Origin of the sequence: Streptomyces cinnamoneus (assembly GCF_002939475.1) — a bacterium.
GTDB lineage: Bacteria > Actinomycetota > Actinomycetes > Streptomycetales > Streptomycetaceae > Streptomyces > Streptomyces cinnamoneus_A.
Genome location: NZ_PKFQ01000001.1, coordinates 983,426 through 996,358 on the forward strand (window position 1 = coordinate 983,426; position 12,933 = coordinate 996,358).

At 75.0% G+C, this 12,933-nt stretch carries 12 protein-coding genes; 9 read left to right on the top strand and 3 right to left on the bottom strand.

The window, feature by feature from the left end; genetic code table 11:
- The first annotated feature begins 131 nt into the window (after nucleotides 1-131).
- The 5 genes from CYQ11_RS03805 to CYQ11_RS03825 all read left to right on the top strand — a co-directional run bounded on the left by CYQ11_RS03805 (nucleotide 132) and on the right by CYQ11_RS03825 (nucleotide 5,742).
- Nucleotides 132-965, top strand: coding sequence for an MOSC domain-containing protein (locus tag CYQ11_RS03805; RefSeq protein ID WP_099198607.1), 834 nt, complete (start codon nucleotides 132-134; stop codon nucleotides 963-965).
- Nucleotides 966-1,069: 104 nt separating this feature from the next.
- Nucleotides 1,070-1,726, top strand: a complete 657-nt coding sequence (locus tag CYQ11_RS03810; RefSeq protein WP_240003290.1) for an Rv1733c family protein — start codon at nucleotides 1,070-1,072, stop codon at nucleotides 1,724-1,726.
- A 97-nt stretch (nucleotides 1,727-1,823) separates the two neighbouring features.
- Nucleotides 1,824-4,241, top strand: a complete 2,418-nt coding sequence (locus CYQ11_RS03815) for a right-handed parallel beta-helix repeat-containing protein (protein ID WP_099198540.1) — start codon at nucleotides 1,824-1,826, stop codon at nucleotides 4,239-4,241.
- 105 nt (nucleotides 4,242-4,346) lie between these two features.
- Nucleotides 4,347-5,207: a DeoR/GlpR family DNA-binding transcription regulator gene (locus tag CYQ11_RS03820; RefSeq protein ID WP_099198541.1), complete on the top strand. Its 861-nt coding sequence runs from the start codon at nucleotides 4,347-4,349 to the stop codon at nucleotides 5,205-5,207.
- Nucleotides 5,208-5,253: 46 nt separating this feature from the next.
- A complete protein-coding gene (locus CYQ11_RS03825; protein ID WP_099198542.1) occupies nucleotides 5,254-5,742 on the top strand; it encodes an SRPBCC family protein in 489 nt (162 codons plus the stop codon).
- 35 nt (nucleotides 5,743-5,777) lie between these two features.
- On the opposite strand, the gene cds1 is transcribed toward CYQ11_RS03825, so the two are convergent.
- Nucleotides 5,778-6,932 (bottom strand): L-cysteine desulfhydrase Cds1, encoded by a 1,155-nt coding sequence (gene cds1, locus CYQ11_RS03830; protein ID WP_099198608.1) that lies wholly within the window; start codon nucleotides 6,930-6,932, stop codon nucleotides 5,778-5,780.
- Nucleotides 6,933-7,070: 138 nt separating this feature from the next.
- On the opposite strand from cds1, the gene CYQ11_RS03835 reads away from it, so the two are divergent.
- Nucleotides 7,071-7,406, top strand: a complete 336-nt coding sequence (locus CYQ11_RS03835; RefSeq protein WP_099198543.1) for a hypothetical protein — start codon at nucleotides 7,071-7,073, stop codon at nucleotides 7,404-7,406.
- A 214-nt stretch (nucleotides 7,407-7,620) separates the two neighbouring features.
- Nucleotides 7,621-8,199: an ATP-binding protein gene (locus tag CYQ11_RS03840; protein WP_099198544.1), complete on the top strand. Its 579-nt coding sequence runs from the start codon at nucleotides 7,621-7,623 to the stop codon at nucleotides 8,197-8,199.
- 32 nt (nucleotides 8,200-8,231) lie between these two features.
- On the opposite strand, the gene CYQ11_RS03845 is transcribed toward CYQ11_RS03840, so the two are convergent.
- Nucleotides 8,232-9,455 carry an ROK family protein gene (locus CYQ11_RS03845; RefSeq protein ID WP_099198545.1) on the bottom strand — a complete coding sequence of 408 codons (1,224 nt, stop codon included), beginning with the start codon at nucleotides 9,453-9,455 and terminating at the stop codon, nucleotides 8,232-8,234.
- Nucleotides 9,456-9,472: 17 nt separating this feature from the next.
- Here CYQ11_RS03845 and CYQ11_RS03850 point away from each other — a divergent pair, with 17 nt between their 5' ends.
- Complete coding sequence (locus CYQ11_RS03850; RefSeq protein WP_099198546.1) at nucleotides 9,473-10,696, top strand: MFS transporter; 1,224 nt, start codon at nucleotides 9,473-9,475, stop codon at nucleotides 10,694-10,696.
- 36 nt (nucleotides 10,697-10,732) lie between these two features.
- Nucleotides 10,733-11,623, top strand: coding sequence for a DUF2797 domain-containing protein (locus CYQ11_RS03855; protein ID WP_099198609.1), 891 nt, complete (start codon nucleotides 10,733-10,735; stop codon nucleotides 11,621-11,623).
- A 33-nt stretch (nucleotides 11,624-11,656) separates the two neighbouring features.
- Here the strand turns inward: CYQ11_RS03855 and CYQ11_RS03860 are convergent, their stop codons facing one another.
- Nucleotides 11,657-12,871 carry a geranylgeranyl reductase family protein gene (locus CYQ11_RS03860; protein WP_240003291.1) on the bottom strand — a complete coding sequence of 405 codons (1,215 nt, stop codon included), beginning with the start codon at nucleotides 12,869-12,871 and terminating at the stop codon, nucleotides 11,657-11,659.
- Nucleotides 12,872-12,933 lie beyond the last annotated feature (62 nt).

Here is a 12,933-nt window from a genome sequence, read left to right on the forward strand (position 1 = left end):
GCATCGCCGGCGGGGGGACTCCGGCGATCCGGGCCACTTCGGGACATTCGACCACTCCGGCGGTGTTCCGTCGTTCCGGTCGGTCAACTGTCATGGGTTGCTGGCAAAATGACCACATGTCCGAGCACAGCATGACCATGGCCGTGGTGAGCGCCGTCCATTGCTATCCGGTCAAGTCGATGGCGGGGTGCGCGCCGGGCGAGGCGGCCGTGGAGCCGTGGGGTCTCGCCGGGGACCGGCGGTGGATGCTGGCCGGACCCGACGCCCGGGTCCTCACCCAACGGCAGGAGCCCCGTCTCACCTTGGCCTCGGCGCGCCCGCTGCCGGGCGGCGGGGTGCGGCTCACGACTCCGGGGGCCGCACCGCTCGACGTCCGCGTGCCCACGGCCGACGGGCAGGGCGGCACGCTGACCGTGGAGCTGTTCCGTGACAAGGTGGAGACGGTGCCCGCGGGAGCCGCGGCCGACGCGTGGCTGAGCGCCTTCCTGGGGACCGATGCCCGGCTCGTGTACATGGACGACCCGGCGCGCCGGCGCCCCGTCGACCCCGAACACTCCCTCCCCGGCGACACCGTGAGCTTCGCCGACGGCTACCCCCTGCTGATCACCGCCACCGCCTCCCTGGAGGCGCTCAACTCCCTGATCGCCGAGGGCGACCGGGCGGCCGAGGGGCCGTTGCCCATGGACCGCTTCCGGCCCAACGTGGTGGTGGACGGCACCCCGCCCTGGGCCGAGGACGGCTGGCGGCGGGTGCGCCTGGGAGAGGTGACCTTCCGGGTCGCCAAACCCAGCGGCCGGTGCGTCGTCACCACGACCGACCAGCGCACGGCCGTCCGGGGCAAGGAGCCGCTGCGCACCCTGGCACGGCACCACCGGATCGGCGCGAAGGCCGTGTTCGGGCAGAACCTGATACCGGAGCACACGGGTGTGGTGCGGGTCGGGGACGCCTTCGAGGTCCTCGACTGAAGGGGCCAGCTGTCCCTTCCCGTCACCTCCGGCGTCAACGTGCCGCCGCACCCGGCATCCGCGGGGGGTGATTTTCCTCTCTCCGTCGTCTTCCTCCGCATGCGATGCCCTGTGTGAGGTATTTACGGACGGGTGAGGGGGTGAGCACTGTGGGCGCGACGCTTTCTTTCCGACGGTGTCTCCGGCGCAGGCGGCGCAATCCGCTGCGGCGCCGCAGCGATGTGCTCCAGACCTGGGTGGGGGTGGCCGCCGTGGCGCTGATGCTGCTCGTGGGGCCCGCCGTCGGCTGGCTGACGGGTTCGCTCGCCCACGGGGCGTTGCAGCGGGCGGCCCACGAACAACAGCGCCACCGGCACCTGGTGACCGCCGTCACCGTGCGCCCCCTGCCCGGGGGCGCCCTGGGCGACCACGACGGCTCCGCGGGACGGGACGTCTACCGCAGGGCGCTGGCCCGCTGGGCCGGCCCGGACGGCACGGAGCACACCGCCCCGGTGTCCGTCCGTCAGCAGGCCGTGCGCGGGGAGCGGTTCCCGCTGTGGACCGACGACGGCGGCCGGGTGGCGGGCCGACCCATGGACCCGGCCACGGCCCACGTCCACGCGGTGCTCGCCGGGATCGCGGCGGCGGCGGCCGCGGCCGGCCTGGTGGAAGGAGCGCGCAGGCTGGTCGTATGGCGCCTCACGCAGCGGCGGTACGCCGAGTGGGACCGCGCCTGGGAGCGGGCCGGGCACACCTGGGGCCGGGCGGGCGCGGGAAGCTGAGCGGTCAACTCCCGTGTCCCGCGCGCGCTACGGTGGTCCCGCCGGTACTCATCCGTCCCGGGTGGACGCGACAACGAGGTGGGGGCACGTCAGCACCATGGCACAGGGCTCGGTCCAGGTGACGCACACCGGCACGTCGCGCTGGCGGCGGCGCACCGGAGAGTACGACTCCCTCGCGGCGGCCCTGGAGGCGGCGGCGGACGGGGACGTGCTGTCCCTCGCGCCGGGCACCTACCGGGAGAACCTGGTCCTCACCCGCGCCGTCACCCTGCGGGGTGCCGAGGGCGCGCCCGGCTCGGTGCGCATCGCCCCGACGGAGGGCGTCGCCGTGACGGTCCGGGCCTCGGCGACGCTGCTGGACCTGCGGATCGAGGGGCACGACGCGGCCGCCCCGGCGCTGCTGGTCGAGGGCGGGGCACCCGAGCTGGACGGGCTGCGCGTCGTGACGCGTTCGGCGGCGGGCATCGAGGTGCGGGGCGTCTCGGCGCGGCCGGCGGTGCGCCGCTGCGTGGTCGACAACCCCGGCGGCGTGGGCATCAGCGTCCTGGACGGCGCGAGCGGCGTCTTCGAGGACTGCGAGGTGGTGGCCGCCGGCCAGTCCGGGGTCGTCGTGCGCGGCGGGGCCGAGCCCCGGCTGGAGCGCTGCCGGGTGCACCACGCCCGGGGCGCGGGGCTGTCGCTGACGGGCGAGGGCAGTGCCCTGGAGGCCGTCGGCTGCGAGGTGTACGAGATCAAGGGCACCGGGGTGCAGGTGGCGGCGCGGGCCGCCGGGCGGCTGAGCGACTGCCGGGTGCACCGCACGTCGGCCGACGGAGTGACCCTGGACACCGACGCGGTGCTGGCCCTGACCGACTGCGCCATCCACGACGTCCCGGAGAACGCGGTCGACCTGCGCTCGCGGTCGGTGCTGACGATGGCGCGCTCGACGGTGCGCCGCTTCGGGCGCAACGGCCTGTCGGTGTGGGACCCGGGCACGCGGGCGGAGGCGGCCCAGTGCGAGATCCACGAGAGCACGGGCGACTATCCGGCGGTGTGGGTGAGCGACGGGGCGAGCGCCCTGCTCGGCTCCTGCCGGGTGCACGACGTGCCGGACGCGCTGTTCGTCCTGGACCGCGGCTCGCACGTGGACGTCGCCGACAGCGACCTGTCCGGGGTGCGGGGCACCGCGGTGTCGGTGAGCGGCGGGGCGACGGTGCGGCTCGACGACTGCCGGATCCGCGAGGCCACCACCGGGGTGTGGTTCCGCGGCCAGGGCAGCGGCGGCACGCTGGCGGGCTGCGCCATCGACGCGACGTCGACCGGTGTCATCGTCACCAAGGGCGCCGATCCGGTCTTCGAGCGCTGCGCGGTGACCTCCCCCACCGAGGCCGGGTTCTACGTGTCGGCCGAGGGCCGCGGCACGTTCGACGGCTGCCGGGTGACGGGGAGCGGCGGCTACGGCTTCCACGTGATCGACGGCTGCCGGGCGACCCTGACCGGGTGCCGTACGGAGCGGTGCGCGCGCGGCGGCTACGAGTTCGCCGAGGAGGGGCCGGTCAGCGAGGGCTGTACGAGCGACGAGCGCGCGGCGGCGGGGAGCGGCGCCGGGGCGGTCGCGGCGGTGGTGACGGCCGCGCGGCCGGTGCGGCCGGCGTCCGGGGTGCCGCAGCCGCGCTCCCCGGTCGCGGCGGATCCCCCGGCGGGCGCCGGCGGCGGTGCCGCCGCCCGTGGCGCCGCCTCCGTGCTGGGGGAACTCGACGCGCTGGTGGGCCTGGAGAGCGTCAAGCGGGAGGTCCGGGCGCTCACCGACATGATCGAGGTCGGGCGGCGCCGCCGGGAGGCCGGGCTCAAGGCCGCCTCCGTGCGCCGGCACCTGGTCTTCACCGGCTCCCCCGGCACCGGCAAGACCACCGTCGCCCGGCTCTACGGCGAGATCCTCGCCGCCCTGGGCGTGCTGGAGCGCGGTCACCTGGTGGAGGTCTCGCGGGTGGACCTGGTGGGCGAGCACATCGGGTCCACCGCCATCCGGACACAGGAGGCGTTCGACCGGGCGCGCGGCGGGGTGCTGTTCATCGACGAGGCGTACGCGCTGTGCCCGGAGGACTCGGGGCGCGACTTCGGCCGCGAGGCCATCGACACGCTGGTGAAGCTGATGGAGGACCACCGGGACGAGGTCGTCGTGATCGTCGCCGGGTACACGGCGGAGATGGAGCGCTTCCTGACCATCAACCCCGGTGTGGCCTCGCGGTTCTCACGCACCATCACCTTCGGGGACTACGCGCCGGACGAGCTGCTGTGCATCGTGCGGCAGCAGGCGGAGGAGCACGAGTACCGGATCGGGGCGGGCGCCGGGGAGGCGCTTCTGGAGTACTTCACGGCCCTTCCCAAGGGCCCCGCGTTCGGCAACGGCCGCACCGCGCGGCAGACCTTCGAGGCCATGGTGGAGCGGCACGCGGGACGGGTGGCGCAGCTGGCCGCGCCGAGCACCGACGACCTGACCCTGCTCTATCCCGAGGACCTGCCCGAGCTGCCATGAGCTGACCGGCCCTTTATGCCTCGTGAACGATCGTGATCGTTGTCGTAGGGCCGTGGGAGGATGTGCGCCCACGGCGAGCGGGACCGATCGGAAAGGACGGGCCGGGTGAGCGACAACCAGAACCTCCTGGCGGAGCAGCGGCGCGCCCTGATCCTCGACGAGGTCAGGCGGCGCGGCGGAGTGCGGGTCAACGAGCTGACGCGCCGGCTCAACGTCTCGGACATGACCGTCCGGCGCGATCTGGACGCGCTGGCCCGGCAGGGCGTGGTCGAGAAGGTGCACGGCGGTGCGGTGCCGGTCGCGGAGGCGACGGCGCACGAGCCGGGGTTCGAGGCGAAGGCGGCCCTGGAGCTCAGCGCCAAGGAGGACATCGCCCGGGCGGCGGCCCGGATGGCGGCGCGGGGCAGCGCCATAGCCCTCGCCGGCGGGACGACGGCGTACGCCCTGGCCCAGGCGCTGGTCGACATCCCGGACCTGACGGTGGTCACCAACTCCGTCCGGGCCGCCGACGTGTTCCACACCGCCCAGCGGACGATGACGGCGTCGGGGCCCGCGGCCCGGCCGGGCGCGGCCACGGTGGTCCTGACGGGCGGGGTGCGCACACCGTCGGACACGCTGGTCGGCCCGGTCGCGGACGCGGCGATCCGCTCCCTGCACTTCGACGTGCTGTTCATCGGCGTCCACGGCATATCCGTGGAGGCCGGCCTGTCGACGCCCAACCTCGCGGAGGCGGAGACCAACCGCCACTTCGTGCGCTCGGCGCGGCGCGTGGTGGTGCTGGCGGACCACACCAAGTGGGGGACGGTCGGCCTGAGCTCCTTCGCCGCGCTGGACGAGGTGGACGCGCTGGTGACGGACGCGGGCCTGCCGGACCGGGCGCGGGCGGAGATCGCCGAGCGGCTGCCGCAGTTGGTGGTGGCCGGTCCCGGCGGGGAGGGCGCAGACATCCCGCCCGGCGCGCACTAACCTGTCCGGGGCCCGGTCGACCTGCCGACCTTCTGGGGGTGCCCCGATGACACGTGCACGGCGCGGCCTTCGCCCGGTGGGGCTCGAGTTCTGTGGAACGGCGCCGGTGCGGCTGGTGTTCACGGCCAGGACCGCCGCGCCGCCGGAGGACGTCTACCGCGCCCTGGCCGAGGAGGTGGAGGCGTGGCCGCGCTGGTTCCGGGCGGTGACGCTGGCCCGGCCGGTGGAGACGCGGGGGTGCAGGGGGCGGGAGGTCAAGCTGGCGGGGCTGGTCCGCCTGACCGAGACGGTCATGGCCGCGGAGCCGGGCCGGCGCTACGCCTACCGCGTCGACGCGGCGAACGTGCCCGGGCTGCGGGCGCTGCTGGAGGACTGGCGGCTGGCGCCCGCCGGTGGCGGCACGCTCGTCCAGTGGTGGTTCCTGGCGGACGTCCCGGTGCCGGGGCGGCTCGCGCTCCGGCTCGCCCGGCCGGTGTTCGGGCGGGCCTTCCGCGACGCCGTACGGGCCCTGGACCGGCGGCTCTCGGCGGTGTGAGCGCGGGCGGCGGGCGCTGCCGGTGCGCGGCCGCGTCAGGACGGCCAGCGGCCGGTGGCCAGGAAACCGCTGACGGCCAGGGCGTAGGGCTGGATGTCCAGGCCCTGTTCGGCGAGCCAGGCGTCGGAGTAGTACTTGTCCAGGTAGCGGTCGCCGGCGTCGCAGATGAGGGTGACCACGCTGCCCGCGCGCCCCTCGCCGACCATCTCCGCGACGATCTTCAGCGAGCTCCACAGGCCGGTGCCGGTGGAGCCGCCGGCCTTGCGGCCGATGGCCTGCTCCAGGGCCCGCACGGCCGCGACGCTGGCGGCGTCCGGGACCTTCATCATCCGGTCGACCACGCCGGGCAGGAAGCTGGGTTCCATGCGCGGACGGCCGATGCCCTCGATGCGCGAGGCCCGGTCGCTGCTCGCGGCCGGATCGTGGTCGCGCCAGCCCTCGAAGAAACAGGAGTTCTCCGGGTCGGCGACGCACACCCGGGTGTCGTACTGCATGTAGCGCGTGTAGCGGGCGATGGTCGCGGACGTGCCGCCCGTGCCGGCCGTGGCCACGATCCAGGCGGGTTCGGGGTGGCGCTCCAGCCGCAGCTGGCTGTAGACGGACTCGGCGATGTTGTTGTTGCCGCGCCAGTCGGTGGCCCGTTCCGCGTAGGTGAACTGGTCGATGTAGTGGCCTCCGGACCGTTCGGCGAGGGCCGCCGCCTCTGCGTACATCGTCCGGGGGTCGTCCACGAAGTGGCACCGCCCGCCGTGGAACTCGATCAGGCGGCACTTCTCGCGGCTGGTCGTGCGTGGCATGACGGCGATGAAGGGCACGCCGACGAGCGCCGCGAAGTAGGCCTCGGAGACGGCGGTGGAGCCGCTGGACGCCTCGATGACGGGTGCCTCGGGACGGATCCAGCCGTTGCACAGCCCGTAGAGGAAGAGCGAGCGGGCCAGCCGGTGCTTGAGGCTGCCGGTGGGGTGGGTGGACTCGTCTTTGAGGTAGAGGTCGATGCCCCATTCCTCGGGCAGCGGGAAGCGCAGCAGATGGGTGTCGGCGGAGCGGTTGGCGTCGGCCTGCACCTTGCGCACCGCCTCCTTGAGCCAGGCGCGGTGGACGGGGTCGCTGCGGTCCACGTCGATGGTGCGTACGGGGGGTGCGGGCGGGCGCGCCGCACCGCCGGCCCCCGGATGCGCTGTGCCGTCCACACGCCGCTCCTCGTGCCGGCCGCCGGGGCCGATGCGGATCACTCGGACGTTCCGATCATAAGGGGGCACTGGTGCGGGGGCCCGCTCACGGGCAGACTGCGCACCGGAAGGACCATTCGGCCGGAGAGGCGGTGCGCCGTGGCGGAACCGGAGTTCAACGCGACAGGGGTGCGGATCGATCGGTCCCACCGCTCCCTCACCCGGGCCGGCCAGGTGAAGATCAAGGACGGCCGGCTGGAGCTGTTGAACAGCCGGGGCCGGGAGATCGACAGCGCGCCCGTGGAGGCCGTCCGCGCCGGCAAGCCGTGGTTCGCCGCCCGGGACCGCGCGCGGGCGACCGCGACGGTCAACGGCACGCGGTACGTCCTCACGCTGGGGGGCGAACGGTCCGCCGCCGAGGACGCCGGGGCGGCTACGGTGAGCCGCTTCCTGGAGGCCGTGCGCTCGGCGCACACCGGCAGCGCCGAGGGTTGAGGGGTGCAGGAGTTGCGAAGGCGGCCGGGAGCGCCGACTCTTGACTCGTACCGGTATCACTGACGGTGACGGCCCATCGCGGCCGCACACGCGCCCGGTTCGGTCCGTGTGCCGCCCCGCGGTGCCGCGGTCACCGCCGCGGACCGGGAAGCAGGCGCGTATCGCACGCCTATCTGAATCAGGCTAGCCCTACTTCTTCCAGGGAGTCGCAGCCGTGATCAGCCGAGTGAACAAGCACTGCACCGTAGAGCTCCAGGCTCTGCCCCCACGGATCCGGCAGGTCCGCAGAATCGTATCTGCGCAGTTGCGCTACTGGCACCTCGATCCGCTCATCGAACCCGCGGCGCTCGGCGTCACCGAGCTTCTCACCAACGTCCACCAGCACGCCGAACCGGACAAGCGCTGCACGGTCGAGATCGACCTGCTGCTGGACCGGCTCACCGTGTCGGTGCGGGACCACGATCCGCGGATGCCCGTCATCGGCGACACGGACGTCGTCAGCACCCATGGCCGCGGACTCGCCCTGGTCGCCGCGATGAGCTCCAGCTGGGGCGTGCAGGAGCGGCACGACGGCGGAAAGGTCGTCTGGTTCACGCTGGCCGTCCCGTCCGCCGCCCCGGCGACGGCTCCCCGGCTCACCCGCGCCGTCGAGTCGGCCGTGGCCTTCGACCGGCCGTCCCTGGGCCTGGCCGCCCGGGCGGAACCCGCGCTCGCCGCGCCCGCGCTGGGCTTCGGCCCGACGGCGCTGCGCGGGCGCTCCCCCGCCCGGGCGTACTCGGCCGTCCCCGGCTGAACCGGCACCGGGCGGGCGGGCGGCACCACGGGTCAGGCGAGCACGGTCAGCGGGTCGTCGAGCACGGGCTGCCAGGCCGCCTCGGCGGCGCCGATGAGGCTGTTGTGGTCGAGCGTGCTGGAGAGGATCGGCACGCTCCCGCTGCGTCCCCACAGGCTGCGGTCGGCGACGACGGCCCGCAACCGCTCGGGGTCGGCCTCCAGGAGTTCACGGTGCAGGCCGCCGAGGACGATGCGGTCCGGATTGAGGATGTTGACCAGTCCCGCGAGGCCCAGGCCCAGCCGGTCGACGATCAGCTCGGCCGCGGCCCGTACGGACGCGTCGCCGTACTCGGTGCGCAGCAGGTCGCGCGACTGCTGCAGGAGCGAGACGGCGGGCCCGGGTTCGCGGCCCGCGGCGGTGAGGAACGCCAGCGGGTCGGTCTCCACGTCGAGGCAGCCCCGGCTGCCGCAGTGGCAGGGCAGGCCCGCGGGGTTGACGGTCAGGTGCCCGACCTCCAGGGCGAGGCCCGAACTGCCGCTGTGCAGCCGCCCGTCGAGGACGAGCGCGCCGCCGACGCCCCGGTGCCCGGTGGCCACGCACAGCAGGTGACGGGCGCCCCGGCCCGCGCCGTGCCGGTGCTCGGCCAGCGCGGCGAGGTTGACGTCGTTGCCGGCGACGCCCCCGAGGGGAGCGCCTCCCGGGTCCACCACCCCGCACTTGGCCAGGGCCTGGTGGAACAGATCGCGGACGGGGGCGCCGGCGGGCCAGGACAGGTGCAGCGGGTTGAGGGCCGTGCCCTCCGGCTCCGCGACCGCCGAGGGCACCGCGAGGCCCGCGCCGAGGCAGCGCCGCCCGGTCTCGCGCAGCAGCCCGGCACCGGCCTCGACGACGGCGTCGATGACGTGCGAGGGGTCGGCGGGAACCGTCATGCACCCGGGAGCGGTGGCGACCATCCGTCCGCCGAGGCCCACGAGGGCGGCGCGGAAGCCGTCGGCGTGGATCTGCGCGGCGAGGACGACGGGACCGTTCGGCGCGATGGAGAGCCGGTGGGAGGGCCGTCCCTGGGAGCCGGCGGCCGCGCCCGGGCGGGCGTCCACCTGGATCAGTCCGAGCGCTTCGAGCTCCGCGGCCACGGCTCCGGCGGTCGCCCGGGTCACCCCGAGTTCCGCCGTGAGCACGGCGCGCGTGGGGGCGCGTCCGGTGTGCACGAGCTCCAGGGCCGGGCCGAGGGCGCCGCGGCCCCGCTCCAAACGTGTTGTCCGAGTCTGGGTCACACCCCTATTCTGACTTTGTGCCGACGCTAAACAAAATACGGACGGCCCTTTCCCGGGAACGAGGTCCCCTCGCGGGCGATCCCGGGCTCCGCCGCCTCCGAACCGCCCTGACCCTCTTCTTCGCCCTCGACGGCTTCCTCTTCGCCGGCTGGGTGGTCCGCATCCCCGCGATCAAGGAACAGACCGGCGCCTCGGCCGGTGCGCTCGGGCTCGCCCTGCTCGGCGTGTCGGGCGGGGCCGTCGCGACCATGATGATGACCGGACGCCTGTGCCGGCGCTTCGGCACCCACCCGGTGACGGTCGCCGCGGGTGCCCTGATGTCCCTGTCCATCGCCCTGCCGCCGCTCACCCACTCCGCCCTCGCCCTCGGCCTGGTCCTGCTCTGCTTCGGGGCCGCGTACGGCGGCCTGAACGTGGCCATGAACAGCGCCGCCGTGGACCTCGTCGCGGCGCTGCGCCGACCGGTGATGCCCAGCTTCCACGCCGCGTTCAGCGTCGGCGGGATGCTCGGCGCCGGGCTCGGCGGACTCGTGGCCGGCCAGCTGTCCGCCACCCGCCACCTGCTGGTCCTGACCGCCGTGGGGCTCGCCGTGGCCGCGGCGGCGGGCCGTACGCTCCTCGCCCACCCGGCGCCGCGCCTCCCCGGGGCACCGGCCGCCCCCGGGCGGGCGGAGGACGGGGCCCGGACCTCCGGCCGCGACCGCCGGCTGGTGGCCGTCTTCGGCCTGATCGCCCTGTGCACGGCCTACGGAGAGGGGGCGCTCGCCGACTGGGGCGCGCTCCACCTCGAACAGGACCTGGCCGCCCACGCGGGTGTCGCCGCGGTCGGCTACTCCGTCTTCGCGCTCGCCATGACCGTCGGCCGGCTCACCGGCACCGCGCTCCTCGAACGCCTCGGCCAGACACGCGTGCTGGTGGCGGGCGGCCTCACCGCCGCGCTGGGCATGCTGCTCGGCTCGCTGGCCCCGACGGTGTGGGCGGCGCTCGCCGGCTTCGCCGTCACCGGGCTCGGGCTGGCCAACATCTTCCCCGTCGCGGTCGGCCGGGCCGGCGAGCTGACGGGACCGGCCGGCGTGGCCGCCGCCTCCACCTTCGGCTACGGCGGCATGCTGCTGGGCCCGCCGGCCATCGGCTTCCTCGCGGACTGGTTCTCGCTGCCGGTGGCGCTCACCACGGTCGCGGGCCTCGCGGGGGCGGCGGCCCTGATCGCGTACGCGACGCGGGGCGCGGTCCGGCGGTGACACCATGGACGGGCGGGAAAGGGGGTGCGGGCCGAGGTGAACGACGGACGCGAGCAGTGGTGGTGCGCGGGCCTGCGCTGGAGCGGGGAGGACCCGGCCCTGCTGTGGCGGCACCCCGGCCACGGTGAGCGCCTCTCCCCGCTCCCGCCGGGGCGGCCGCTGGCGTTCAGCACCGGTGACCGCCGCCGCTGCACGGGAGTGCGCAGGAACGGCCGTCACACGCCCTGCCCGGACCACGCGGAGGTGCCGGCGACGGCGGTGTCCTCGCAGTGCCCGCAGTGCGCCCGTCTGGACCGCTCGTACTCGGTGGCCTCCGACACCGCCGTCGACGACCCGCGCCCCTACGACGTCTACCTCGCCTGGTTCGCCCCCGGCCTGATCAAGGTCGGCATCACCGCCGCCGAACGGGAGGGGGCGCGGTTGCTCGAACAGGCGGCGCTGTCCTCCGCGTTGCTGGGCCGCGGGCCGCTGATGGCGGCCCGCCGGGCGGAGGCGGTGCTGGGTGCGGCGCTGGCGGTGCCGGACCGCTTCCCCTACGCGGCCAAACGGGCGGCCCGCCATCCCCTGCCGGCGCGGGAGCGCAGGACCTCGGAGCTCGCCGCCCTGCACGAGCGGGCGAGGGCGCTCGCGCCGGAGTCCCTGGCCGTGCGGGACTTCGCCCCCGTGCACCACGACCGGGTGTTCCACCTGGACCGGCTCCGGCCCGGCTACGGCGTGGTCCGGCTCGCCCCGGGGCGCACGGTGGCGGGCCGGGTGGCGGCGGTGGCCGGCCCCGACGTGTATCTGGACACGCCGGACGGCCAGCTGCTGCTCGTCGACGCCCGGCAACTGGCGGGCTGGTCCCTGTCGGCGGCCGCGCCGGACGCGGGGACGACCGCGGAGGTGCACACCCCGGAGAGCGCGGAACCGCCGGAGGCCCTCTTCTGAGGGCCGGCGGATCCGGCCCTCAGAAGAAACGGATCACCGGTCCATGGCCGACAGCGCGCGCCGGGCCAGCGGGTGGGTCCGCACGATCTCGGCGAGCGTCGTCGAGCCCCGCACGACGCGGGCGAACGCGTGCCAGGCCGGCCTGAACCCGGTGACGGCGGCGTGGATGAGACCGGGACGGCGCTCGAAGAGGGTGAGCATGCGGCGGCCGACGCCCATCTCGACGCCCAGCCCGGCCTTGATGGCGAAGGCGTAGTTGAGCGCCTGGCGGCGGGCGTCCACCGCGTCCTGGGCCTCGGCGATCCGCACGGCCCACTCCCCCGCCAGGCGCCCCGAGCGCAGGGCGAAGGAGATGCCCTCGCGGGTCCACGGCTCCAGCAGACCGGCCGCGTCACCGCACACGATCACGCGTCCGCGCGAGAGCGGGGAGTCGTCGGCGCGGCAGCGGGTCAGGTGCCCGGAGGAGATGCTCGGCTCGAAACCCGCCAGCCCCAGCCGGGCGATGAAGTCCTCCAGGTAGCGCTTGGTGCCGGCGCCGTCGCCCCGCGCCGAGATGACCCCGACGGTCAGCGTGTCGCCCTTGGGGAAGACCCACCCGTAGCTCCCCGGAATGGGCCCCCAGTCGATCAGTACCCGCCCGGCCCAGTCCTCGGCGACGGTCGGCGGCACCGGGATCTCCGCCTCCAGACCGAGGTCCACCTGTTCGAGCTTCACCCCGACGTGTGCCCCTATGCGGCCGGCGCTGCCGTCGGCGCCCACCACGGCCCGGGCCAGCACCGTGCTGCCGTCACCGAGGACGACGGCGACGGTGCGCCGGTCGGGCACGGCCGGACCGTGCTGCTCCACCTTGGAGACGGTCACCCCGGTGCGCACCTCGGCGCCCGCGGCGCGGGCGGCCTCGACCAGGCCCGCGTCGAACTCGGGGCGGTTGATGAGACCGAAGAGCATCCGCTTCGAACGGCGGGTGCGCGTCAGCTTGCCGTTGAGCGAGAAGGTCACGGCGTGGACCCGGTCGCGCAACGGCAGTTGGAAACCGGGCGGCAGCGCGTCCCGGGACGGGCCGATGATGCCGCCGCCACAGGTCTTGTAGCGTGGCAGCTCGGCCTTCTCCAGCAACAGGACCCGACGGCCCCCGGCGGCCGCGGCGTGGGCGGCGGACGCCCCGGCGGGCCCGCCGCCCACCACCACGACGTCCCACACAGGCTCGGTCACGTCGTCCCGGCCCGCTTCTGCGTTGTCGCTGCTCACCTGTGCTTCTACTCCCGCTCGATCACCGGCTGTCGCTACCGCCCGCATCCTACGACCCGCCG

Bases quoted from the DNA above. Each gene is read 5' to 3' on its own strand.
- CYQ11_RS03810 (WP_240003290.1), top strand. From the start codon at position 1,070: ATGCCCTGTGTGAGGTATTTACGGACGGGTGAGGGGGTGAGCACTGTG.
- CYQ11_RS03815 (WP_099198540.1), top strand. From the start codon at position 1,824: ATGGCACAGGGCTCGGTCCAGGTGACGCACACCGGCACGTCGCGCTGG.
- CYQ11_RS03805 (WP_099198607.1), top strand. From the start codon at position 132: ATGACCATGGCCGTGGTGAGCGCCGTCCATTGCTATCCGGTCAAGTCG.
- CYQ11_RS03825 (WP_099198542.1), top strand. From the start codon at position 5,254: ATGACACGTGCACGGCGCGGCCTTCGCCCGGTGGGGCTCGAGTTCTGT.